This window comes from Microbacterium sp. NPDC055665, assembly GCF_053618035.1.
Genome location: NZ_JBSHGY010000002.1, coordinates 96,679 through 120,217 on the forward strand (window position 1 = coordinate 96,679; position 23,539 = coordinate 120,217).

23 protein-coding genes are annotated in these 23,539 nt (G+C 70.5%); 7 read left to right on the plus strand and 16 right to left on the minus strand.

Annotation, left to right across the window (positions count from 1 at the left end):
- Window positions 1-145: 145 nt before the first annotated feature.
- The 6 genes from ACWGO6_RS06125 to ACWGO6_RS06150 form a co-directional block, all read right to left on the minus strand.
- Window positions 146-1,147 carry an NAD(P)-dependent alcohol dehydrogenase gene (locus ACWGO6_RS06125; protein ID WP_452326186.1) on the minus strand — a complete coding sequence of 334 codons (1,002 nt, stop codon included), beginning with the start codon at window positions 1,145-1,147 and terminating at the stop codon, window positions 146-148.
- The gene (locus tag ACWGO6_RS06130; RefSeq protein ID WP_136041309.1) at window positions 1,144-1,377 is read right to left on the minus strand and encodes a helix-turn-helix transcriptional regulator; all 234 of its coding nucleotides are present in this window, start codon (window positions 1,375-1,377) and stop codon (window positions 1,144-1,146) included. Before ACWGO6_RS06130 ends, ACWGO6_RS06125 begins: the two co-directional genes overlap by 4 nt.
- Complete coding sequence (locus ACWGO6_RS06135; RefSeq protein ID WP_376101186.1) at window positions 1,377-1,811, minus strand: hypothetical protein; 435 nt, start codon at window positions 1,809-1,811, stop codon at window positions 1,377-1,379. Before ACWGO6_RS06135 ends, ACWGO6_RS06130 begins: the two co-directional genes overlap by 1 nt.
- 206 nt (window positions 1,812-2,017) lie before the next feature.
- Window positions 2,018-5,674, minus strand: a complete 3,657-nt coding sequence (locus ACWGO6_RS06140; protein ID WP_452326187.1) for a proline dehydrogenase family protein — start codon at window positions 5,672-5,674, stop codon at window positions 2,018-2,020.
- A gap of 141 nt (window positions 5,675-5,815) precedes the next feature.
- A complete protein-coding gene (gene pntB / locus ACWGO6_RS06145) occupies window positions 5,816-7,213 on the minus strand; it encodes a Re/Si-specific NAD(P)(+) transhydrogenase subunit beta (protein ID WP_136040596.1) in 1,398 nt (465 codons plus the stop codon).
- On the minus strand, window positions 7,210-8,763 hold the full coding sequence (locus ACWGO6_RS06150; RefSeq protein ID WP_136040597.1) for a Re/Si-specific NAD(P)(+) transhydrogenase subunit alpha: 1,554 nt from the start codon (window positions 8,761-8,763) through the stop codon (window positions 7,210-7,212). Before ACWGO6_RS06150 ends, pntB begins: the two co-directional genes overlap by 4 nt.
- Before the next feature lie 186 nt (window positions 8,764-8,949).
- On the opposite strand from ACWGO6_RS06150, the gene ACWGO6_RS06155 reads away from it, so the two are divergent.
- Genes ACWGO6_RS06155 through ACWGO6_RS06165 form a run of 3 tightly spaced genes read left to right on the plus strand, consistent with a single transcriptional unit; the run spans window position 8,950 to window position 10,807 of the window.
- Window positions 8,950-9,654: a hypothetical protein gene (locus ACWGO6_RS06155; protein ID WP_136040598.1), complete on the plus strand. Its 705-nt coding sequence runs from the start codon at window positions 8,950-8,952 to the stop codon at window positions 9,652-9,654.
- Window positions 9,651-10,211 carry a DUF4352 domain-containing protein gene (locus tag ACWGO6_RS06160; RefSeq protein ID WP_136040599.1) on the plus strand — a complete coding sequence of 187 codons (561 nt, stop codon included), beginning with the start codon at window positions 9,651-9,653 and terminating at the stop codon, window positions 10,209-10,211. Before ACWGO6_RS06155 ends, ACWGO6_RS06160 begins: the two co-directional genes overlap by 4 nt.
- Window positions 10,208-10,807 (plus strand): hypothetical protein, encoded by a 600-nt coding sequence (locus tag ACWGO6_RS06165; protein ID WP_136040600.1) that lies wholly within the window; start codon window positions 10,208-10,210, stop codon window positions 10,805-10,807. The genes ACWGO6_RS06160 and ACWGO6_RS06165 overlap by 4 nt, the downstream gene beginning before the upstream one ends.
- Here ACWGO6_RS06165 and ACWGO6_RS06170 read toward each other — a convergent pair.
- Window positions 10,762-12,162, minus strand: a complete 1,401-nt coding sequence (locus ACWGO6_RS06170) for a hypothetical protein (RefSeq protein WP_452326188.1) — start codon at window positions 12,160-12,162, stop codon at window positions 10,762-10,764. The genes ACWGO6_RS06165 and ACWGO6_RS06170 overlap by 46 nt on opposite strands.
- Window positions 12,163-12,205: 43 nt before the next feature.
- Window positions 12,206-12,766, minus strand: a complete 561-nt coding sequence (locus ACWGO6_RS06175; RefSeq protein ID WP_105723880.1) for an acyl-CoA thioesterase — start codon at window positions 12,764-12,766, stop codon at window positions 12,206-12,208.
- Between the two features lie 131 nt (window positions 12,767-12,897).
- Between ACWGO6_RS06175 and ACWGO6_RS06180 the strand changes: the two genes are divergently transcribed.
- Window positions 12,898-13,407, plus strand: coding sequence for a GNAT family N-acetyltransferase (locus ACWGO6_RS06180; protein WP_168429446.1), 510 nt, complete (start codon window positions 12,898-12,900; stop codon window positions 13,405-13,407).
- A 67-nt stretch (window positions 13,408-13,474) separates the two neighbouring features.
- On the opposite strand, the gene ACWGO6_RS06185 is transcribed toward ACWGO6_RS06180, so the two are convergent.
- Window positions 13,475-14,626, minus strand: a complete 1,152-nt coding sequence (locus ACWGO6_RS06185; RefSeq protein WP_452326189.1) for an acetyl-CoA C-acetyltransferase — start codon at window positions 14,624-14,626, stop codon at window positions 13,475-13,477.
- A gap of 127 nt (window positions 14,627-14,753) precedes the next feature.
- On the opposite strand from ACWGO6_RS06185, the gene ACWGO6_RS06190 reads away from it, so the two are divergent.
- The gene (locus tag ACWGO6_RS06190; protein ID WP_136040605.1) at window positions 14,754-15,188 is read left to right on the plus strand and encodes a hypothetical protein; all 435 of its coding nucleotides are present in this window, start codon (window positions 14,754-14,756) and stop codon (window positions 15,186-15,188) included.
- On the opposite strand, the gene ACWGO6_RS06195 is transcribed toward ACWGO6_RS06190, so the two are convergent.
- From ACWGO6_RS06195 to ACWGO6_RS06210, 4 genes are read right to left on the minus strand one after another with little or no spacing between them, the layout of a single operon-like run.
- Window positions 15,163-15,657: an ASCH domain-containing protein gene (locus tag ACWGO6_RS06195; RefSeq protein ID WP_452326190.1), complete on the minus strand. Its 495-nt coding sequence runs from the start codon at window positions 15,655-15,657 to the stop codon at window positions 15,163-15,165. The two genes, ACWGO6_RS06190 and ACWGO6_RS06195, sit on opposite strands and share 26 nt — an antisense overlap.
- A gap of 1 nt (window position 15,658) precedes the next feature.
- Window positions 15,659-17,470: a cytochrome b/b6 domain-containing protein gene (locus ACWGO6_RS06200; RefSeq protein WP_452326191.1), complete on the minus strand. Its 1,812-nt coding sequence runs from the start codon at window positions 17,468-17,470 to the stop codon at window positions 15,659-15,661.
- A gap of 2 nt (window positions 17,471-17,472) precedes the next feature.
- Window positions 17,473-18,444, minus strand: coding sequence for an electron transfer flavoprotein subunit alpha/FixB family protein (locus ACWGO6_RS06205; RefSeq protein ID WP_452326192.1), 972 nt, complete (start codon window positions 18,442-18,444; stop codon window positions 17,473-17,475).
- A 1-nt stretch (window position 18,445) separates the two neighbouring features.
- On the minus strand, window positions 18,446-19,222 hold the full coding sequence (locus ACWGO6_RS06210; RefSeq protein WP_452326193.1) for an electron transfer flavoprotein subunit beta/FixA family protein: 777 nt from the start codon (window positions 19,220-19,222) through the stop codon (window positions 18,446-18,448).
- A 140-nt stretch (window positions 19,223-19,362) separates the two neighbouring features.
- On the opposite strand from ACWGO6_RS06210, the gene ACWGO6_RS06215 reads away from it, so the two are divergent.
- The gene (locus ACWGO6_RS06215) at window positions 19,363-19,899 is read left to right on the plus strand and encodes a MarR family winged helix-turn-helix transcriptional regulator (RefSeq protein WP_136040610.1); all 537 of its coding nucleotides are present in this window, start codon (window positions 19,363-19,365) and stop codon (window positions 19,897-19,899) included.
- A 54-nt stretch (window positions 19,900-19,953) separates the two neighbouring features.
- Window positions 19,954-20,397: a YdeI/OmpD-associated family protein gene (locus tag ACWGO6_RS06220; RefSeq protein WP_452326194.1), complete on the plus strand. Its 444-nt coding sequence runs from the start codon at window positions 19,954-19,956 to the stop codon at window positions 20,395-20,397.
- A gap of 96 nt (window positions 20,398-20,493) precedes the next feature.
- Here the strand turns inward: ACWGO6_RS06220 and ACWGO6_RS06225 are convergent, their stop codons facing one another.
- The 3 genes from ACWGO6_RS06225 to ACWGO6_RS06235 all read right to left on the minus strand — a co-directional run bounded on the left by ACWGO6_RS06225 (window position 20,494) and on the right by ACWGO6_RS06235 (window position 23,533).
- Window positions 20,494-21,270, minus strand: coding sequence for an enoyl-CoA hydratase-related protein (locus ACWGO6_RS06225; RefSeq protein ID WP_452326195.1), 777 nt, complete (start codon window positions 21,268-21,270; stop codon window positions 20,494-20,496).
- A 197-nt stretch (window positions 21,271-21,467) separates the two neighbouring features.
- Window positions 21,468-22,355, minus strand: coding sequence for a 3-hydroxyisobutyrate dehydrogenase (gene mmsB / locus ACWGO6_RS06230; RefSeq protein ID WP_452326196.1), 888 nt, complete (start codon window positions 22,353-22,355; stop codon window positions 21,468-21,470).
- A complete protein-coding gene (locus tag ACWGO6_RS06235) occupies window positions 22,352-23,533 on the minus strand; it encodes an acyl-CoA dehydrogenase family protein (protein ID WP_452326197.1) in 1,182 nt (393 codons plus the stop codon). Before ACWGO6_RS06235 ends, mmsB begins: the two co-directional genes overlap by 4 nt.
- Between the last annotated feature and the right edge of the window lie 6 nt (window positions 23,534-23,539).

The following is a 23,539-nucleotide window of genomic DNA, read 5'->3' on the forward strand; positions in this document are numbered from 1 at the left end:
GCGGACGCTGTCCTGGGGCCCGGCGGTCCTTCGACCCGCTGCTCGTTCAGAGCCGGCGACGGGGAAGATGCGACTCGGGCACGCCGGAGTCCATTGTGTCACCCGCCCCCTGTGCGCCGCCAGAGCCGCGCCCCATCCGAGGCCGTCACACTCCCGAGCTGCGGACGACGACCTTCCCGACGGTGTGCCCGGCCTCGAGGTGGGCGAGGGCGGCGGATGCTTCCGCGAACGGGTACTCGCGCTCGATCACGGGCACGATGCGGCCGTCGGCGACGAGCTCGAGGAGCTTGGCCAGCACCTCGGGTCGCGGCGTCGCGGCGAGGGGACGGATGCGCCGCGAGCCGATCGACAGCACCGCAGCCCGCAGCATCCGTGGGACGGGTCCCAGCACGTGCCCGCCGTCGCCGGTGACCAGCACGATCCGACCGCCGTGCCCGACGAGGCGCTGCAGCTCGCGCAGCGGCATCCCCCCGGCGATGTCCACGATCGCGTCGAAGCGGCCGTCCGGGATCTCGCTCAGCGGCGACTCGCGGTGGTCGAACGTGCGCACGGCACCCAGGCGCTCCACCAGCGGCGCGTTGCGGGCGCTGCACGCGGCCCACACCTCGGCCCCACGGAGCGCAGCGAGCTGCACCGCGAACGTGCCGACGCCGCCGGATGCGCCGATGATCAGCACCCGCGGGGCCTCTCCTCCACGCAGGCCGACGCCGGCGAGGTCGAGGGCCTGCCACGCGGTGCCGCCGGCGATCGGGAGGGAAGCCGCGGCCTCGGCCGTGATGTCGGGCGGGGTCGGCACGAGCCGGGAGGCGGGCACCCGCACGTACTCGGCGAGTCCTCCGCCTCCGACCAGCTCGCCCACGACGTCTTCGCCGATCTCGGCGCTCACGACGTCGGGCCCGACCGCGACGACGGTGCCGGCGACCTCCATGCCGCGCACCGGGTGCTTCGGTCGGGTGAGACCGAAGACCGGGCGCACGAGGAGCGGATCGCCGAGCAGCAGCCGCACATCGCCCGCGTTCAGGGAGGTGGCCCGCACCTTCAGGAGCACTTCTCCGCGATGCGGCACCGGCACCGGGACCTGCTCGAGACTCACCCCGGACGACGGGCCGTAGGTCTCGCGTCGCCAGGCGTTCATCGTCTCTGTCATGATGCTCCTCCGGATGCGGGGGCGGGGTAGGTGAAGAGGTCGTCGAGCCCGACCCCGAACGCCCGCGCGATCTGGAACGCCAGCTCCAGCGTGGGCGAGTACTTCTGCTGCTCGATGGCGATGAGCGTCTGCCGGGTCACACCGACGGTGCGGGCGAGCTCGGCCTGGGTGAGGCCCGCCTGCTCGCGATGTGCACGGATGCTGTTGGAGACGAGGGTCGGCTTCACCATCAGACGAGCCCCCGCCGGTAGGCGATCACGCGGGCGATGCCGCCGACGAGCGCGGAGATCGCGAAGCCCAGGTACATGGTGTTCGCGATCCAGAAGACGTCGGCGCCGACCGCGCACAGCGCGATGACCCCGAGCCCGGCGATCACGACGAAGGCCTGCTCGACCCGCCCGCCCATGCGGCTGATGTCACGGTCGCGGATGTCGGAGCGGCCGGCGCCGTCCGGGTCCTTCATCCCGGCGAGGATGCCCCAGACGATGCTGATGACGATCGTCGCGACGATGCCTCCGACGATGGTCCACAGCATGAGCGGGAACCAGTCGACGGTGGTGAGCGGCGCTCCCCCGGCCTGCTGGAGCACCAGCACGACGTAGACGATCAGCGCGATCGGGCTGACGATGAGTCCCGCCCAGGCGTTGCGTTCTTCGTAGACCATGATGCCTCCGATGTAAAAGATTCTTGACACTCACGCTACGCCCGCGTGGCGGCCGTGTCAAGAATTCTTTACACGCCGACGCGCTCCGGTCGCAGTTCCTGCCGCACCCACGTGAATCGGGCGGCAGGAAGTGCGACCGGAGCATCAGCAAGCGGCAGGAACTGCGACCGGAGCATCAGCAAGCGGCAGCGGGCGGCAGACCGGCATCAGATCACGTCGCTGCTCCAGGGGTCGAGGTTGCCGTAGCGGTGCGCGGTGATCGAGATCGACTGCTCGTGCACGAACGGCAGCAGCTCGATTCGGGCGGCCGCCGTGACCTCGCCGTCGTACACCGCGAGGTCGGGATCGCCCCCGGATGCCGTCGCCAGGGCCGTGTGCAGCGCGGCGACCGCGGCGCGACCGCCGACCAGTCGCACCCGGTCGCTCACGGGCAACGCGACGACGCCCTCCACGGCATCCTCCGCGCGGAGCATCCGCTGCATCCACTCCTCGTCGGTCTCGAGGAAGACCGCGGCGTCGAGGTCGCCGAGCGCGCGGCGCACGTCGCCGGGCAGGCCGACCGGCGTCGAGAGCACGAAGTCCGCTCCCGAGCGCACGCCCGCGATCACCACGCGCAGCAGATCCTGCAGCGCCGCATCTTCCGTGGCCCGGATCTCGACCGGCACCGGGCGGTACCGGAAGAGGTTCCGCTCCACTCCGAGGTGCGAGACGTCGCGCACCTGCCCGAACTCGCGGTCCCAGGCCAGGGCATCCGAGAGCGCCGAGCGCCGCAGCCATTCGAACGCCTCGTACTCCAGCGACGACTGCGCCGACTCGATGAGCGCGGTGATGCGGGAGTCGAGCCCGCGCAGATGCAGCGTGCTGGATGCCGGTCCGCCCGGCTGCGAGCGCCAGGAACCGAGCCCGATCAGGTAGTTCGGGCCACCCGCTTTGGCGCCGGGACCGACGGCCGAGCGCTTCCAGCCGCCGAACGGCTGCCGCTGCACGATCGCCCCGGTGATGCCGCGGTTCACGTAGAGGTTGCCCGCCTGCACGCGGTCGAGCCAGAAGGCGAGGTCGTCCGGATCCTGCGTGTGCAGCCCGGCGGTGAGCCCGTAGGCGACGGCGTTCTGCAACTCGACGGCCTTCTCGAGGGTCGGCGCGTGCATCACCCCGAGCACCGGCCCGAAGAACTCCTCGGTGTGGAAGCGCGACCCCGGCTGCACGCCGACACGGATGCCGGGCCGCCACAGCCGCCCGCTGCCGTCGTCTCCGGCGTCGAGGGCGGGCTCGATCAGCCACTGCTCCTCGCCCTCGAGCTCACTCAGCGCCCAGGCGAGCTTGCCCTGCGGCGGCTCGATCACCGGGCCGACCTCGGCGAGCGGATCCGTGGGCGGGCCGATGTGCAGCGAGCGCACGGCATCCGCGAGCTGACGCTTGAACCGTGGCGACCGACCGACCGGACCGACGAGGATCGCGAGAGACGCGGCCGAGCACTTCTGACCGGCGTGCCCGAAGGCGCTCTTCACCAGGTCGGCGACGGCCAGGTCGAGGTCGGCCGACGGGGTGATGATCATCGCGTTCTTGCCGCTGGTCTCGGCGAGCAGCGGCAGGTCGGGTCGCCAGGAGCGGAACAGCGCGGCGGTGTCCCATGCGCCGGTGAGGATCACGCGGTCGACCGCGTCGTGGGTGATGAGCTCGCGGCCGAGCTCGCCCTCTTCGATGTCGACCAGCGCGAGCAGATCGCGGGGGATGCCCGCCTCCCACAACGTCTCCGCGATCACCGCGGCGCAGCGGCGCGCCTGCGGGGCGGGCTTGAAGACGACGCCCGAACCTGCGGCGAGCGCGGCGAGCACTCCGCCGGCCGGGATCGCGAGCGGGAAGTTCCACGGCGGCGCGACGACCGTGACGGATGCCGGCACGAACACCGCACCCGCGATCGCGTCGAGCTCGCGCGCGGTGGCCGCGTAGTACCGGGCGAAGTCGACGGCCTCGCTCACCTCGATGTCGGCCTCGGCGAAGATCTTGCCGGTCTCGGAGGCGGCGACCTCGATCAGGTCGCCCCGTCGGGCCTCCAGCGCGGCCGCCGCGCGCAACAGCACCTCGGCCCGTTCGGCGGCGGGGCGGGCGCCCCAGGCCGGAGCCGCACCGCGGACCCCCTGCACGATCCGCTCGAGGGATTCCGCATCCTCGACGCGCGCGGCCGCGACCGTGACGGCACCGAGGTCGGACGAGGCGATGCGCTCCCGCACCCCGCGCGCCCAGTCGCGGTTCACCGGCAGCGCCGGGTCGCTGTCGACCGTGTTCGAAAAGCCCGGAGCACCACCGGCATCCTGCTCCAGCTCGCGGGCGGAGTACACCGCCGTCTCGAGGAAGGCCTCGCGACCGCCGCCGTCGTCGGAGCCGCGCGAGATGCCGAGCACGGCCTGGGTGAGGTCGGTCTCCGGCAGCGGGGCCACGGGCGAAGGACGCAGCGCTTCGTGCACCGGCGCGCTCCGATCCTGCGTGCGGCGCGGTCCGGTCCGCAGCGTGGGATCGTCCGAGCGGTCGAGTGCGTCGAGGAACCGATCCTGTTCCCGCACGAACAGGGCCTCGTCATCGCCGAGCCGGAACGCGGCGGAGAGGAAGTTGTCCGGAGAGGCGTTCTCCTCGAGCCGCCGCACCAGATAGCTGATCGCGACGTCGAACTCGGCTGGCGCCACCACGGGCACGTAGAGCAGCACGGGGCCGACCTCGCGCGAGACGGCCTGCACCTGCCCCTGCGCCATGCCCAGGAGCATCTCGAACTCGACGGCCTCGCGCACGCCGCGCTCCCCGGCGAGCAGCCAGGCGTAGGCGATGCCGAACAGGTTGTGTCCGGCGACGCCGAGCTTCACGGCGGCGGCATGCTCGGGGCGCAGAGCCCAGTCCAGGCAGCGCAGATAGTTCGCGTCGGTGTCGAGCTTGGTGTCATAGGTCGCGGGCGTCCAGCCGTGCATCCGCGCCTCGACCTGCTCCATCGCGAGGTTGGCGCCCTTGACAAGGCGCACCTTGATGCGGGCGCCGCCGTGCGCGACCCGGTCCTGCGACCAGGCGGTCAGCTCCTGCAGGGCGGGCAGGGCGTCGGGCAGGTACGCCTGCAGCACGATCCCGGCCTCGAGCCCGGCGAGCCGAGGGTCTTCGAGGATGCGCGTGAACACCGCGATCGTCAGGTCGAGGTCGCGATACTCCTCCATGTCGAGGTTGATGAAGGTGCCGTCCGCCGCGGCCGTCAGATACAGCGGGAGCAGCCGCTCCACCACCTCGTCGACGATCTCGTCGAACGCCCACATCGACAGGTGGCTGACGATGGCCGACACCTCGACCGAGACGTAGTCGACATCCGGTCGTCGGATCAGGTCGTGGATGCCGTCGAGGCGGCGCTTCGCCTCGGCCTCCCCCAGCACGGCCTCACCCAGCAGGTTGAGGTTCAGGCGCGAGCCCGTGGCCTTGATGCGTGCGATGGCGGCTTCGAGTTTGGCGGGGCGTGCGTCGACCACGAGGTGCCCGACCATGTCGCGGAGCATCTTCCGCGCGATCGGCACGACCGGCGACGGCAGTATCGGGGCGACCCCTCCCCCGAGACGCACCACCGAGCGCAGGTACCAGGGCAGGAACTCCGGCACGATCGGCGCGATCCGATGCAGCTGCGAGGCGGCGGCCGCCAGGCTCTCCGGGCGCATGACGCCGTCGACGAAGCCGAGCGTGAACGGCAGCCCGTTCGCATCCTGCAGCACTCCGGCGAGACGGGCGGCAGCGGGGTCGGGTTCGATCGCGGCGGCCTCGATCGCCCACCGCCGAGCAAGCTCGACAGCACGGTCTGCGAGGGGTGCGGATGCCACGGCATCCGCCGGGATGTCAGCCATGACTTTCACCCTAGGTCTGGATGCGCCGGATTCCGCGCCGCGCCGCCCGTGCTCGTTCCGTTCCGGTCGCATTTCCTGTCGCTTTCTGGCGTGCGGAGCGACAGCAACTGCGACCGGAACAGGGTGAGCACGGGGGGACAACTACAGCGCGGCGATGATGTCCTCCACCCGCTGCTTCGCGTCGCCGAACAGCATCTGCGCGTTGTCGCGGAAGAACAGCGGATTCTGCACGCCCGCGTACCCAGCGGCCATGGAGCGCTTGAACACGATGACGTTCTCGGCCTCCCACACCTTGAGCACCGGCATCCCCGCGATCGGGCTGCCCGGGTCTTCCGCGGCGGCCGGGTTCACGGTGTCGTTCGCGCCGATCACGAGCACGACCGAGGTCGACGCGAGGTCGTCGTTGATCTCGTCCATGCTCAGGACGATGTCATACGGCACTTTGGCCTCGGCCAACAGCACGTTCATATGCCCGGGGAGACGGCCCGCCACCGGATGGATGCCGAACCGCACGTCGACGCCGCGCTCGCGCAGCCGGTGGACCAGGTCGGCGACGGGGTACTGGGCCTGAGCGACCGCCATGCCGTAGCCGGGGGTGATCACGACGCTGCTCGCCGCGGCGAGCATCTCGGCCGCGCCCTCGGCGGTGATCTCGCGGTGCTCGCCGTACTCGGCGTCGTCGGCAGTCGGTGCCGCGATCCCGAAGCCGCCGGCGATCACCGAGAGGAACGAGCGGTTCATGGCCTTGCACATGACGTAGGAGAGGTACGCACCCGAGGATCCGACCAGCGCGCCCGTGACGATGAGCAGGTCGTTGTTCAGGAGGAATCCGGCCGCAGCCGCCGCCCACCCCGAATAGCTGTTGAGCATCGAGACGACGACCGGCATGTCACCGCCGCCGATCGACGCGACCAGGTGCCAGCCCAGGGCGAACGCGAGCACGGTGACCGCGATCAGGAGCCACAGCTGCTGGTCGTTCACGAACCAGACGGTCAACGCCACGAAGGCGACGAGCGCCCCGATGTTGAGCCCGTTCTTGCCCGGGAGCATGAGCGGCTTCGACGACATCTTCGCCGAGAGCTTGAGGTAGGCGACGATCGAGCCGGTGAACGTGACCCCGCCGATGAAGACGCCGATGAAGACCTCGGCGTCGTGGATGCCGACGAGCTGAGGGGCGATCTCCGGATGCGCGAGGTAGCCGTTCCAGCCCACGAGCACGGCCGCGAGTCCGACGAAGCTGTGCAGGAGCGCGATGAGCTCCGGCATCCCCGTCATCTCCACCCGCCGCGCCCGCCACAGGCCGACGGCCGCGCCGATGAGCACCGCGGCGACGAGCAGCCCGAGTCCGAGGAACGCGCCGGTGCTCCACGCATCCGCCACGGTGAGGGCGACCGTCGCGACCAGCGCGATGGTCATGCCGGCGATGCCGTAGACCACGCCGGCACGGGCGGACTCGTGGCGGCTGAGGCCGGCGAGGCTGAGGATGAACAACAAGGCGGCGACGATGTAGGCCGCCCCGGCGAGCGCGTCGACGGTCACTTCCGGCCGCCCTTCGCTGATGTCCCGAGTGTGAACATCGCGAGCATCCGGCGGGTGACCGCGAACCCTCCGAAGATGTTGATGGAGGCCAGCAGCACCGCGATCGCGGCGAGCACCTGCACGACCGGCAGCGGCGAGGTGATCTGCAGCATCGCCCCGACGACGATCACCCCCGAGATCGCATTCGTCACCGACATGAGCGGGGTGTGCAGCGCGTGGTGCACCTTGCCGATCACGTAGAAGCCGATCACGACCGAGAGCACGAGCACCGTGAAGTGCTGCGGCAGTGGAGCCGGCGCGAACGCGTTCACGGCGAACAGTGCGGCGATGCCGACCACGATGAGGGCGACGCGGCGCGCGGTGGACATCTTCTTCGGCGGCGCGACCTCGACCGGTGCCTCCGCCGCCTTCGCCGCGGGGGCGGCCGCGACCTGCACGGCGGGCGGGGGCCAGGTGACCTCCCCGTCGCGCACGACGGTGACCGAGCGCTGCACGACGTCGTCGAAGTCGATCACCAGCTGTCCATCCTTCGCGGGGGTCAGCAGGGCGATGAGGTTGGCGAGGTTCGTGCCGTAGAGCTGCGAGGCCTGGGCCGCCAGACGCGACGCGAGGTCGGTGTAGCCGAGGATGATCACGCCGTTGTCGGTGACGATCCGCTCGCCCGCGACCGAGCCCTCGACGTTGCCGCCCTGACCCGCAGCCATGTCGACGATCACGCTGCCCGGCTTCATCTGCGCGACATCGGATGCCGTGATCAGTCGAGGCGCCGCGCGCCCGGGGATGAGCGCGGTCGTGATGATGATGTCGACGTCGGCGGCCTGCTCGGTGTAGATCTCGGCGGCCCGGCGGTCGTAGTCCGCGCTGGTCGCCTTGGCGTAGCCGTCGGTGGAGGCGGCGACCTCGACGTCGACGGGAAGATACGTGCCGCCGATCGAGGTGACCTGGTCGGCGACCTCGGGGCGCGGATCGGTGGCCCGGACGATCGCGCCCAGACTCGAGGCGGCGCCGATGGCTGCGAGCCCGGCGACGCCGGCACCCGCGACCAGCACCTTCGCCGGCGGCACCTTGCCCGCGGCGGTCACCTGCCCCGTGAAGAAGCGACCGAACTCGTGCGCGGCCTCGACGACGGCGCGGTACCCGGCGATGTTCGCCATCGAGCTGAGCACGTCCATCGACTGCGCGCGCGAGATGCGGGGCACGGCGTCGAGCGCGAGCGCCGTGATGCCGCGCTGGGCGAGCGACTCCACCAGGTCGGGGCGGAGCGCGGGCGAGAGCAGCGCAATGAGGGTCGCGCCGTCGGACAGGAGCGCGATCTCGTCGGGGCCGGGTGCCGTGATGGCGAGGACGACTTCGCTCCCCCAGGCCCCCGCACGGTCGACGAGTGTCGCCCCCGCCGCGGCGTACTCCGTGTCGGGGTAAGAGGCGGCCGCGCCCGCTCCCCGCTCGACCCTGACCGTGTGACCCAGCTTCCCGAGCGACGCGATCGTCGCCGGGGTGGCCGAAACCCGTGCTTCGCCCGCAGGCTCCCGCACGATGCCGATGACTGCCACTGCATCCTCCTCCGCCCGTCTGCGTCGACGGGATCACCGGGGCGTCTCTGCCCCTGACTTCCCGCTCAGAGTACTGAGGCGCGCGCCGGAAACCTCTCTCCTGCGCCTGCATGACGCAGAAAGATGTGTCGTTCTTGTGGAAAGCGGAGGAGCGATCCGGCGCGCGCACGGTCCTAAGCTGTTGCCGTGACCACGACGCCGCCGGAGAGCCCCGCCCAGGGGCAGGATCCGGCCGTCACCGCGGCGAACGCGAGCGCGCGGGCGAAGATCCTCGGTTGGGCTCGACGCAGCATCGACCTCATCCCGACCTCGTGGCTCATCACCGGCGCCGGAGCCGTGCTGCTGGCGACCACCGCGGTGTTCGGCGGGCTGGAGGCCGCGGCCGTCGATCCCACCCCGGTCGTCGAGGTCGGCGAGACCTTCACGGGCTCGGAACTGGAGATGACCGTCGTCGGTGTGGAGCTGCGCGACGAGCTGAGCGCTGAGAGCGGCCAAACCCTGGTCTTCCCGGACGAGGAGAAAGGCGAGCGGATCCTGGTCGTCACGGTCGACGTTGTCAACACGTTCGACAAGCCGCGACCGTCGACGGCGAACGGCCCGCAATCCCCGGTCCTCGACGGCATCCGCATCGAGGGGCTCGACGCAAAGGGCGACGTCCTCCGTGCCGACGACGGCAAGCGCGCACCCCGGTTGCAGCCCGACGTCCCCGCCCGCATGCTGCTCACCTGGATCGTCGGGCCCGACGACTTCCACGACGGCGACGAGATCACCCTCACCCTCCCCGACTCCGACCACTACGTCGGGCAGAGCGTGATGCGCGGCGACTACTGGCAGGACGTCCGCGTCGGAGCGACCCTGCCGGCGACCATCGACGAGGTGACGCTCCCGTGAAGAAGCACGTCCTCATCTGGCTCGCCACCGTCGCGCTGCTCGTCTGCTCGTGGGGCGTCTCGAAGGCGACGCTTCCGGACGACGCCCCGAACGCCCCGTTCCCCACGGTCGCGAAGATCGGCGAGGAGGCCTCCACGCGCAACCTCGTCGCGACCGTGACCGACGTGCGCCTCGCCGACCGGGTCACGGATGCGAAAGGCTGGTCGGCCGACGGCACCTGGCTCGTCGTCGACCTCGAGGCCGCCACCGGCGTCACTCAGGATCTGAGCTCGTCCAGACTCGCGGAGCTCACGATCGGCGACCGCACGTTCAGCGCGACCGATCGCGGCACGACGTTCGCCGCCGAGCGGCTGGTCACCGGCGTCCCCCGCTCCGGGAGCCTCGCGTTCGAGCTGCCCGACGACGTGACCGGCGATCGGGCGACGCTCCGTCTGGGCATGCCGGGGGCCGGGATCGGCGAGGTGGTGCGCGATGCCGTGATCGACCTGCCGATCGACCTCGCCGCGCTGCCCGTCGAAGCCGAGGTGCTCCTCGATGAGAACGGATGGGCCCGATGACGATCCCGCTCCCACCCGTCCCGCCCGCGCCTCGCGAAGACCCGGCGACGACGGATGCTCCGGCGAAGCCGCCGTCCTGGTGGCGTCGCAACGCGCTGGCGCTGGTCGCGCTCGTCCTCCTCCTGCCGGCGACCGCCATCGCGGTCGGGTGGCAGGAGTGGTACCAGTACTTCGGATTCGGCTCCCGCGCGGTCACGCCCGTGGTGGTCGCCGAAGACGAGACGACGGATCTCGCCGGAGCAGACTGGGGTCCGGTGCGCGGCGGCGAGATCGAGGATCTCTCGGGTCTCGACGTCCCCGACGGCACGCGCCTGATCGCGGTCGGAGTGCCCGTGAACGCGGGTGCCGAAGGGGTCGCGTGCGAGACGCCGACCCTCGTGGAGCAGTCGACGGGACGCGAGTGGAGTCCCGTCCGCGCGGAGATCGGGCTGGAATGGAGCGCGGATGAACCGGAGACCTGCGTCAGCGATCAGGCCGGAGCGTACGAGCTGATCGTGCCGTTCGTGGTGCCCGAGGATGTCGAGGGCCCGTTCTGGGTCGACGTGCACCCCTACGACGCCGGCGGCTCCTTCGTGAGGTTCGAGTTCGAGCCCTGACCCTCGACGCTGTCCCTGGCGGGGGCGGTGACCATCGCGGCGGCGACGGCATCCACCGACGAGGGCAGGAGGCCCGCGGCATCGGCGACGGCGCGCATCTCGCCCTCCTCCGCCGAGACGCCCGCCGTGTCCGTGCGGTCCTGCTGGCGCTTGCGCAGCCGCGCGAGGGTGGCGTCGTACGCACCGCTGATCACCGCGATGCGCACCGGCTCCATGAGCAGCAGCGGCACGAGCGAGACGAGCGGCGCGGCGATCAACCAGAACACGTAGTCCTGCGGGCCGACCAGGCGAGTGATGCCGAAGCCGAGATAGGACTCGAGCGCTTTCACGATCACGTAAAGCAGCGCGTAGGAGCCGACGAGCAGGGGTCCCGCGCGCCACATGAGCAGCAGCGTGCGTCCGATCGGGCGGAAGCGGGCACCGAGCTCTTCGCCGAGGTCCTTGAGCCGGCGCACGAGCGGGTTGGGGATGACGGCCGCATGGGCACGCACCCGGGCGATCAGCTCGCTCTCCACCCGCAGCTTCTCGGCCACGATCGCCTGGCCGAACACCACACCCGCGATGGTGAGCCACGCCAGCGGAGCGAGGAGCACCGGCCCCGCCTCGGAGAGCAGCCAGCCGATCCCTTCCCAGAGCCAGCGCAGCGGGGCGACGGCATCCAGGATCTGCTCTCTGACCGTCTCGAGGAAGGCCATGGCCGCACGGCTGTCGACCCACGCCTTGATCGTGTCGAAGATGTCGCCGAGCACCATCACCGAGAAGAAGACCCAGACGACCTCGAAGTAGACCGCGACCGGCGACAGCCACTTCGCGAGCGTCGCCGACCACTTCGACCACGCCCAGCGGCCGGCGAACGCGAGCACGATGATCGAGATGGTCCACACGTTGATCGGCAGGTTGAGCACGGTGTCGACCGAGCTCACCGGATCGTCGCCGTTGACGGCCGCCCACGCGATGATGCCCTGCCGCACCTCGAGAGCGCGCATCGAGTACGCCCGCACGTCTTCGCCGAGCAGCCCCTGCGCCCAGTAGACCGCGAAGAAGGGGAGGATGCCGGCGAGCAGCGCCGAGAGGAAGGTGCCGCGGCGGTCCGCGGCCGCCTCGGGCAGCGGCGCGACGTCCTGCAGGTTGCGCAACCCGTCGCGCAGGACCAGGAACATCGCGACCAGGCTGATCAACCGCGCGAGGATCCCGATCGGCAGGACGAGGAACCCGAGGGTGGCGGAGTAGGCGCCGATGAACCCGGCGATCTCGGTGATCACGTAGTGCACCAGCACGCCGGCGAGATACCACGCCATGAGCGCGGGCCAGTGTCTCCACAGCACGCGCCCGGTGGTCTTCAGGATCGCCAGCACACGGTCAATATATCGCTGCTCGTGCGCGGCGCTGAGGACGAGGTCAGCCCCAGACGCTCGGCGCCTTCACCCGCACGGGCGGGAGCGCGGATGCCGCGGCCCAGTCGTGCACCCACGCATCGATCTCCGGCACACCCTCGGGCTTGCCCACCGCGGCGAACAGCTCTTCGTTGCTGACCGTGCCGCCGGTGCGGCGCAGCATCCGCGCCCGCACGATCGCCCGCGCGTAGACCTCGCCGTCGACGACGGCGCGGTGCTCGAGGAACAGCGCCTTCTCGTCGTGGCCGATGAACCGCGACTGCACCTCGAACCGCTGCCACAGCTGCAGCGACTTGCGGAACGTGATCGTCTCGCTGGAGACGACCGCGTACCAGCCGCGATCCTTCATGGCGTCGAACAGCCCGGTGCGGATGAGCTGGTCCCAGCGTCCGAGGTCGAACAGCGACAGGTAGCGGCCGTTGTTCATGTGGCGCAGGATGTCGAGGTCGGTCGGCAGAGTGGTGATGGTGATGCTGCCCACCGCCGTCGGGTCGAGGGTCTTCCCCCGCCGCACGCGGCGCCGGGCGCCGAGGATCACCAGGAGGGTCCGCCAGATCACGTTCACGAGGAACGATCGTAGCCAGGCGTGCACGATCCGCGAACATCGTTGTACGAACCCTCCAGGCCGGCCCGTCGAGTGTCATCGAACATCCACCCGATTTCCGCTTCGCGGATGCCGCGCGTAGAGTCACGATCATGAGCGCCGAAGCCCAGCCTGAAGTCATCGTCCGTCCGGTCCGTGATGTGGATGCGGAAGCCCTCGGTCGCGTGCACGCGCAGTGCTGGCACGAGACCTACGACCACCTGATCAGCAAGGCTGCGCTCGAGAAGGTCTCGCCCCGCCGCATGGCCGAGCTGTGGACGCACTGGGCCTCGCAGGGCCCCGAGTTCAAGATGAACGCCGCGCTCGTCGACGGCGAGATCGTCGGATTCGTCGGCTCCGGTCCCGCCCGCGACAAGGATGCTCCGGCGTTCCGCGAGCTGTACTTCATCTACCTGCTCGACGCGTACCACTCCACCGGCATCGGCCAGAAGCTGTTCGATGCCGCCGTCGAGACCGACGAGCCGCTGTACCTGTGGGTCGCCGAGGACAACCCCCGCGCGCACCGCTTCTACACGCGCAACGGTTTCCGGCTCGACGGCGCGACGCACACCGAGCCGTTCCTCGGCGAGACGCTGACCGAGGTCCGCTTCGTCCGCCCCTGATCCACTCTTCGACTGAGTCGGGCCGCTTCCCTTCGGGGAGGCGGCCCGCTCTCGTTTCGGGGAACGGTCAGAGACGCTCGATGATGGTGACGTTCGCGACGCCGCCGCCCTCGCACATGGTCTGCAGGCCGTAGCGCCCGCCCGTGCGTTCCAGCTCGTTGAGCAGGGTCGACAGGATGCGCGTGCCGGTCGCGCCGATCGGATGCCCCAGAGCGATGCCGCCGCCGTTGACGTTGACCTTCTCGTGCGGCACCCCGGTCTCCTGCATCCAGGCCAGCACCACCGAGGCGAAGGCCTCGTTCACCTCGAAGAGGTCGATGTCCTCCGGGCGCAGGCCCGTGCGCTCCAGCGCATGCCGCGTCGCGGGGATCGGCGCGGTGAGCATGAGCACCGGGTCGTCGCCGCGCACGGACAGGTGATGGATGCGGGCGCGCGGAGTGAGTCCGTGTTCCTTCACCGCGCGCTCGCTCGCGATGAGCACGGCACTGGACGCGTCGCTGATCTGCGAAGCGACCGCCGCGGTGATCCGACCGTTCGGGGCGAGGGCCGCAAGGCCCGCCATCCGTTCGAGCGATGTGTCACGGCGCACGCCCTCGTCGTGGTCGAGGCCGTTCAGCGGTGCGATCTCGTTCGTGAAGCGGCCCTCGTCCTGCGCGCGTGCCGCGCGGCGATGGCTCTCCAGCGCGAACTGCTCCATCTCCTCGCGGGTGATGTCCCACCTCTCGGCGATCAGCTCGGCGCCGCGGAACTGCGAGATCTCCTGGTCTCCGTAGCGCGCGCGCCAGCCGGGTGATTCCGCGTACGGAGTCGTGAAGCCGTACGCCTCCCCCACGGTCGCCGCCGCGGTGAGCGGCACCTGCGACATGTTCTGCAGCCCGCCGGCGACGACCAGGTCGCTCGTGCCGCTCATCACCGCCTGCGCCGCGAAGTGCACAGCCTGCTGACTCGACCCGCACTGTCGATCGATCGTCACCCCTGGCACGTGCTCGGCGAATCCGGCCACGAGCAGAGCGGTGCGGGCCACGTTCCCCGCCTGTCCCCCGATCGCGTCGATCGCCCCGAGGATCACGTCGTCGACGGCGCCGGGATCGATGCCCGTGCGCGCGACGAGTGCGGTCAGACTGTGCGCGCCGAGGTCGGCCGGATGGATACCCGAGAGGGCGCCGCCGCGCCTGCCGACGGGCGAGCGGACCGCGTCGACGATGTATGCCTCTGCCATGTTCTTCCTTTCGTGGGGTGCGCCGCCGCCATCTCGATGCGTGCGCCGATCATCGCACGCACAAGTCTTCGACTAGCCTTAAGTCATGGGAACTATGGCCAAAGGTCATAGACGTTGGGGGAATCGCTTGGAACAGCAGGGGACATCGACCGAAGTCACGCGACGCACGCTGGTGCGCGCCGCGGCATGGTCCGTGCCGGTGATCGCAGCGGCGGTCGCCACACCGCTCGCCGCCGCATCGCGCCGGGCGGAGTTCACCGTGGACATGGCACCGGCGAGCGTCGTCGGCGCGACGTTCACCTGGCCGGGGGCGGTGATCGAGAACACCGGGACGACGCCGCTGACGCTGACCTGGTCGATCGAGGTGACACCGACGCTCGATTCGCTCAGCGGTCCGCTCACCGGCGCCATCACCATCCCGCCCCAGAGCTCCGCAACCGTGGCGGCCGGCGTGAGCGGCTACTACGTGGCGGCCGCGTGGGAGACGCAGCTGCTCCTGACACTGATCCATGACGGCGGCTCGCAGACTGACAAGATCAACTTCCAGGCCGAGGAGCAGTAGCGGGGGCGGCCGGGAGCAGCAGCCGGAAGCGCTCGCAGATCACCGGCATGTCCGGAGCGTAACCGCGCGGGTTCTCGGAGTGCCGACGCCAGTACCGCTCGTGCACCTCACGCCACTGCGCGAGGGTGCGATCACCCTCGCCCTCGGCGAATGCGTGCGCCTCGTCGACCTCGTCGAAGGGCACGATGTCGATGGCGGTGGTCTCGATCACCGCCCGCGGCGCGCCGGCTCCGTCGAGGATGATGCTCAGCTCTCCGACGACCGGCAGCGGGTCTCCGCTCTGCTCGTAGTCCCACAGCGACGAGGCAGTGCCCACCTTGGTCCCGGCGAGCACCACCTCCAGAAGCTCGTCGGCGTGCTCCGGCGTGGCACCGAACGCCCAGGCCTCGGGCAGCCTCTCCGGCAGCTCCGGCATCGCGATCCTCGCGTCGCGCCAGTAGTCCTGGATCCGTGCGGTCTCATCCACCATGTCAGCGCCCCGAGACCTTGCCGAACACCTTCGCGATCGGCGCCAGCACGAGCGGTCGGGCGGCCACCCAGGCGAGGGCGATCACCACGAGCGAGAGGATGAACACCCAGAACCCGGTCCAGGTGACCGCGTCCTGCGACGCGAACATGTGGTTCAGGTTGCGCAGGAACCCGGTCAGCATCACGAGCGCGACATGGGCGATAATGAACGCCACGAAGTAGAGCATGACCGGGAAGTGCAGCGCACGCGCCCACTCCACCGGGTACGCCTTCGAGAGCTTCTCGGCCTTCTTCGGCCACAGGCCCGACATGCGGAACCCGGTCACCGCGGCGAGCGGCGCGGCGAGGAACACCGTCGCGAAGTAGGCGAGCTGCTGCAGGCTGTTGTAGTTGTTCCAGCCGTTCTCGTGCGGCCAGTCGAACGAGACGTACTGCAGCGCCGCCGACAGCGCGTTCGGGAACACCTCCCAGCTCGTCGGCACGATGCGCACCCAGTGCCCCGTGACGAACAGCAGCACGACGAAGGCCACGCCGTTCACCAGCCACAGGATGTCGAGCGCCTGGTGGAACCAGAGGTTCAGGCTGATCTTGCCCTTCGCGTTCCCCCGAGGCGTCCAGAACACGGTCGGCCGCTTCTCGGTGCGCACCTGCAGGCCCGAGCGGATGATCAGCACGATCAGGAACATGTTGAAGAAGTGCGCCCAGTTGGCCCACGGCGCGAAGCCTGGCTCCACCGCGATGGCCGGTTCGTACTCACCGGGGAACGCCGCGAGGAAGTCCTGCATGAACGGGAAGCTGAGTAGCGCTCGCACGAAGGCGATGGCGGCGCCCGCCAGCACCCCGAGCGCCGCGGCGCCGAACAGCACGGCGATGGCCTGCGGCCAGGTCGGACGCGGGCGACCGGGTGCCGGGACGGATGCCGGAGCCTCGGTGACGCGTCGCGGGGCGCGACCGTTCCAGACGGTGCGCGTCCAGGGCAGCGGGGTGTCGAGGTCGGCGAGCACCGGGACGACCACGGCGGAGCCGGCGGCCGGGGCGGAGCCGGCGCCAGGCGCGGCGGCGGGCTCCGGGGCGGCCGAAGCTGTGGGCGACTCGCCGACAGCGGACTGGGCGACAGCGGGCTGGACGGGCGTGGCTGCGGCCGCGCTCTCGACCGCGACGGAGGCGGCAGGACTCGTCGCTGCCGCGGTCGGCACGGTGTCTGCGGGCGGCCACGGATCGCCGCCGACGACGCGCGGCAGGCCGCGACGGACACCGCCGGCAGACGCGGCTTGCGCTTCCGCGGCAGGAGCCCCGTGCGGGCCGGCCGCACCGGCAGCGGGGTCGGCGCCGGCGGCAGCAGTCGCGGCAGCAGCACCCTCGGCGATCGTCGCCGCTGGGGTCGTCGCCGCGGCCGACGCGGGGACGACAGGCGTCACCTGCGGGGCCGCAGTGGCCGTCGCCGGCACGGGAGCACCAGCAGCCGGGGGCCACGGCTCTCCACCGGGCACACGCGGCAACCCACGACGGATGTGCGACTCACCGCTCGCCACCGCGCCGACCGCGGCCGCAGGAGCCAAGGCGACAGGCGCCGCGACTCCCTTCGCCTCGGCGACAGCATCCGCGGTCACCGTCGCGGCGACCGGATCGGTGACGGCGGGCGCGACCGGAGCCACAGACGCTTTCGCAGCATCCGACACCACCGCATCCGACAACGTGTCTTCCGACACCACCGCATCCGACACCGTGTCTTCCGACACCACAGCATCGGCCGGCGGCCACGGCTCCCCGCCCGGCACACGCGGCAGACCGCGTCGCAGCATCCGCGTCGCCATGGCTACTTCTTCCGCGCCTCGAGCGCGGCGATCACCTTCGGGACCACCGCGAACACGTCGCCGACGATGCCGAAATCGGCGACGTCGAAGATCGGTGCTTCCGGGTCCTTGTTGATCGCGACGATGTTCTTGGAGGTCTGCATGCCCGCGCGGTGCTGGATCGCTCCCGATATGCCGAGGGCGACATACAGCTGCGGCGACACCGAGACGCCGGTCTGACCGACCTGATGCGACTGCGGGATGTATCCGGCATCAACGGCGGCCCGTGACGCTCCGACGGCGGCACCGAGCGCATCGGCGAGCTCTTCGACGAGCACGAACTTCTCCTTCGACGCGAGACCGCGTCCACCGGAGACGACTCGCGTGGCCCCGCGGAGCTCGGGGCGGGAAGAGGCGACCTCGACCGCCTCCACCGGACCGGCGGTCGCCGCGACCGCACCCGATGCCGTGACGGCGAGCGCTTCGACCTGGGGCGAGGCCACCGCCTCGGCACGGGCATCCACGGCCCCCTGTCGCACCGTGATCACGGGCGTGCCGAACGTGGGCGCGGAGTCGACGAGGTAGGCCCCGCCGTAGACCGAGTGATGGGCGACGATGCCTTCATCGTCACGGGAGAGGCCGACGGCATCCACCGACAGGGCGCTCTTCGTGCGCACGGCGAAGCGACCGGCTACGTCGCGCCCGGTGATCGAGTTCGAGATGAGCACGGCGTCGGGGCGCACCTGTGCGGCTGCGGCCTCGAGGGCGTCGACGATCGGAACCGTGAGCGACGACGGGTCGCCGTCGGCGGTCAGCACGACGCTCGCGCCGGCCGCTGCGGCCTGGTCGACCGCAGCCTGGCTTCCGCCGACGATCAGCGCGATCGGTGCGCCGACCTGCGAGGCCGCGCCGAGGAGTCCGGCCGTGCTGCTCGCGGCGTTGCCGGACGGGTCGACGTCGACGAGGACGAGGATCGGGTTCTCGGGGTACGTCATCTCACACCAGCCTGTTCTGCACGAGGTACTCGACGAGCTTGTCGGCTGCGTCGCCTTCATCGGTGATCCTCACGCCGGCGGCCCGCGGGGGCTTCTCGGACACGGCGGTCATGATCGTCCGAGGTGCCGCCGACGGATCGGCCGAGACGTCGAGGTCGGCGAGCGAGAGCACCTCGAGAGGCTTCTTCTTCGCCGCCATGATGCCCTTGAAGTTGGGGAAGCGCGCATCGGGGAGCGCCTCCGTGATCGAGATCACCGCGGGCAGCGGGGCCGAGACCGGCTGTCCACCGGCGTCGGCGGCGCGGGTACCGGAGACCTCGGAGGCCGTGATCTCGACGGAGCTGAGCGCGGTGGCCTGGGCGAACCCGAGGTGCTCCGCGAGCATCGCCGGGATGACACCACCGGAGCCGTCGGTCGAGAGGTTGCCGGTGATCACGAGGTCGGGCGCGCCGCGGCGGATTGCAGCGGCGAGCACTTCGGCGGTGAGACCGAGGTCGGCGCCGGCCAGCTGCTCGTCGGCGATGTGCACGGCCGATGCGGCACCGATCGCGAGCGCCCGGCGCACCGAGGCGGTCGAGCCCTCCGGCGCCATAGAGATGGCCACCACCTCGGTCCCGTCGTTCTTGTCGGCGTAGCTGAGCGCGACTTCGAGTGCCCGCTCCGTGATCTCATCGAGGACGACATCACCCGCCGCACGATCGGCGAGCCCTGTCTCGAGATTCAGCTTGCGATCGCCATAGGTGTCCGGCACCTCTTTGACCAGGACGAAGATCTTCATCGAATGCTCCTCACGACTGCTGCAATTCTAGACGGCGATACTGAGTTCCAGCTCACCTGCGACCGAGACTCAACGAAGCCCGCGACGGGTGCGTCGCGCGCCGTCGCCGCGCCTCGCCCTCGCGCCAGTACCGTAGAGAAATGGCTCGACCTCGTCCGCTCCCCATCGATCCGCTTGCCGAAGCCAAGCGGCAGTGGCTCGCGCACGGATGGACGGATGCCGCCGACGGCATGGCCCTGGTCACCTCGGTCATGCGGGCCCAGCAGCTGCTGCTCGCCCGGGTCGATGCCGCTCTCAAGCCGTTCGCCCTCAGCTTCGCCCGGTTCGAGGTGCTGCGCCTGCTGGCTTTCAGCCGCTCGGGGCGACTCCCCCTGTCGAGCGTCGTCGCCCGCCTCCAGGTGCATCCGACCACGGTGACCAGCACGGCGGAACGCCTGGTCCGCGATGGGCTCATCGCGCGGGAGCCGCACCCGCACGACGGACGCGCGGCGCTCCTCGCACTCACGGATGCCGGTCGAGAGCTGGTCGAGCGCGCCACCCAGGCGCTGAATTCCGAGGTCTTCGCCGACCCCGGCATGAGCCACGACGATGCCGCCGAGCTCGTCGCGATCGTCGCCCGCCTCCGCAAGGACGCCGGCGACTTCGCGGATCCGCGCCCGCAGCCCGACGCCCTCTGACATGGCGCGGTTCGTGCTCGCGGAATTCGGGAGCGCCGGGCGTACTCTTTCGGCATGAGCGAACTGCGCCTGCACACCGTCCTCACCGGCCGTGGCCCCGCCGCGGCGATCCTGCTCAGCGATGAGGAGGTCGCGTCCTTCGGGGCGGGAAAGGCGTTCCCCGTCGCCGTGACGATCGGCGGCCGCACGGCCCGACTGCGTGTGGCCCGCATGGGCAGCGAGAACATGATCGGCTTCAGCAAGGCCGCGCGCACGGACCTCGGGCTCGAGATCGGCCAGGAGATCGATGCCGTGATCCGCGTGGATTCCGCCGAGCGCACGGTCGACGTTCCGGCCGAGCTCGCCGCCGCGTTGGATGCTGACCCCGCTGTGCGCGCCGCCTTCGACGCCCTGTCCTACTCTGTCCGCAAGGAGCACGCCCGCTCCGTCGCCGAGGCGAAGCAGGATGCGACCCGTGAGCGACGCATCGCGAAGATCGTCGACGCCCTCCGCGACTGAGGCCGTGCACGACTCCGCAGAAACCCTCCCGACGTGAGCGCCGAGGCAGCGCGGAGGCCGGCCCGACGACTTTTCTGAGGAGTTGTGCACGGGCGGTCAGCAGTTCTGGAAGTCGGGCGACCGCTTCTCCCGGAAGGCCGACATGCCCTCCTTTTGATCTGCGGTGTCGAACAGCGCGGCGAACGCCTGCTTCTCGTGCGCGAGCCCGTCGGCCAGAGTCGTCTCCATCGCGGCGTCGAGTGCGGCCTTCGCGGCGTACACCGACGGCAGGGACTTCGAGGCGATGGTCTCGGCGAGTTTCTCGGCTTCGGCCGGAAGATCGGATGCCGGCACGACCCGGGAGACGAGCCCTGCGCGCTCCGCCTCCTCCGCACCCATGAACCGCCCCGAGAGCACCAGCTCGGCCGCCTTGTAGTAGCCGACCGCGCGGATCAGGCGCTGCGTGCCGCCCATGCCGGGGATGACGCCGAGGTTGATCTCCGGCTGGCCGAACTTGGCGTTGTCGGCGGCCAGGATGATGTCGCACATCATCGCGAGCTCGCACCCACCACCGAGCGCGAACCCGGAGACGGCCGCGATGACCGGAGTGCGCACCGCGGCAAACTCGTGCCAGACACCGAAGTGGTCCGTCTCGAGCATCTCCGCAGCGGACATGCCCTCCATCTCCTTGATGTCGGCACCCGCGGCGAACGCCTTCTCGGATCCGGTGACGACGATCGCGCCGATGCCCTCGTCCGCATCGAACGCGACCGCCGCGGCGGTGACCTCTTCCGCAAGCCGACTGTTCAACGCGTTCAGCGCCTCGGGACGGTTCAGGGTGATCCACCCGACCCGTCCGCGCTGCTCGACCAGGATCGTCTCGTACTCGGTCATCTCGCCTGCCTTCGTGTCGCTGTCGTGTCGTGTCGTGCCGTGCCGTGTCGTGTCGCTGTCGTGTCCAGTATCGTCCTTCGCCTCTCGAGCACCCCCGCCCCGCACCCGCACCCGCACCCGCACCCGTCGCGTGAGGGGTCACAACACGCCGCATTCCGCGCGGGGGGCGCGGCGTGTTGTGACCCCTCACGGCCGCGTCAGACGACGCCGTCGCGGATGTCGGTGATGATGCCGGAGAAGTCCCGCGTCGCACCGTCGCCCGCGGCGAAAGCGGCATACAGCTCCTGGGCGAGTCGGCCCATACGCGCATCCGTCGAGGTCTGCTCGATCGCCTGCAGCGCGAGGCCGAGGTCCTTCGCCATCAGCGCCCCCGCGAAACCGGGCTGGTAGTCGCGGTTGGCCGGGCTCGTGGGCACGGGACCCGGAACAGGGCAGTTGGTCGTGATCGACCAGCACTGACCGGATGCCTGCGAGACGACGTCGAACAGCGCCTGGTGCTCGAGGCCGAGCCGCTCCCCCAGCACGAAAGCCTCGGCGACGGCGATCTGCGAGACAGCGAGCACCATGTTGTTGCAGACCTTCGCCGCCTGGCCGAGTCCGGGTCCACCGCAGTGCACGATGCGCTTCCCCATGACCTCGAGCAACGGGAGCGCTGCCGCAAAGTCGTCATCCGAGCCGCCGACCATGAACGCGAGCGTTCCGTTCTCGGCGCCGACGACGCCGCCCGAGACAGGGGCGTCGACGTTGCGGTGCCCCGCGGCGATCGCGAGCGCGTGGGCGGCACGAGCCTCGTCGACGGCGATGGTCGACGACTCGATGAAGAGGGTGTTCGGCCGGGCCGCCGCGAGCAGCTCCGTGCGATACGCCTCGATCACGTGCTTCCCCGCGGGGAACATCGTGATGACGACATCCACATGGGCCACGGCATCCGCCCCACTCGCCGCCACCGGGATGCCGGCTGCCTGGGCCGCCTCGATGGCCGCGGGGACGAGGTCGAAGCCGTGCACCTCGTGGCCGGCGGCGACGAGGTTCTTCGCCATCGGCAGCCCCATGTGCCCGAGGCCGAGGAACGCCACACGCGTCATGACGCACTCCGCATCGACGTCGAGCCCGCGGGTCGCAGCATCTCGCGTCCGACGATCAGTCGCATGATCTCGTTCGTCCCTTCCAGGATCTGGTGCACCCGAAGGTCGCGGACCACCCGCTCGATCCCGTAGTCCTGCAGGTACCCGTAGCCGCCGTGCAGCTGCAGCGCCCGGTTGGCGACCTCGAAGCCGGCATCGGTGGCGAACCGCTTGGCCATCGCGCAGCGCATGGTCGCGTCGGGTGCGTGCTCGTCGACCGCCTGCGCTCCGTCGCGCACCATGAGCCGGGCCGCGTGCAGTTCGGTGCGCATGTCGGCGATCGCGAACAGGATCGACTGCTTCTCGGCGAGCGGCTCCCCGAACGCGACCCGCTCATGCACGTACCGCACCGCCCTGTCGAGCGCCCACTCCGCTCCTCCGAGCGAGCAGGCGGCGATGTTGAGGCGACCGCCGTTGAGCGCCGACATCGCGATCGCGAAGCCGCGCCCCTCGTCGCCGAGCATGGCGGATGCCGGAACGCGGAGGCCGTCGAAGATCACCTGACGGGTCGGCTGCGCGTGCCATCCCATCTTCTTCTCGAGCGGGCCGAAGCTCAGCCCCTCGGCGTCGCCGGGAACCAGGAACGCGCTGATGCCGCGGGCGCCGGGCTCCCCCGTGCGCGCCATGACGACGTACACGGCGGCTTCGCCGGCACCGGAGATGAACTGCTTCATCCCGGTGAGCACGTAGTCGTCACCCTCGCGGACGGCACTGGTCGCGACGTTCGCGGCATCCGACCCGACTCCCGGCTCGGTGAGGCAGTAGCCGCCGAACTCCGCCATCGCGGTGAGCTTCGGCAGCCACGCCGCACGCTGGGTCTCGTCGCCGTAGGTGTCGATCATCCACACGACCATGTTGTGGATCGAGATGTACGCGGCGACCGCCGGGTCGCCCTTGGCGAGCTCCTCGAAGATCGCCACGGTGTCGGTGCGGCTCAGGCCGGTTCCGCCGAAGTCCTCGCGCACGTAGATGCCGCCGAGTCCGAGCTCACCGCCGCGGTTCAGCGATTCACGCGGGAAGAGGTGCTTCTCGTCGCGCTCGGCGGCGAAGGGGGCGAGCTCGGCTTCGGCGAACTCGCGGACGGCGGCGAGGATGGCCTCGCGCTCCTCGGCGGTGGTGGTGACGGTGGTCATGGTCATCATGTG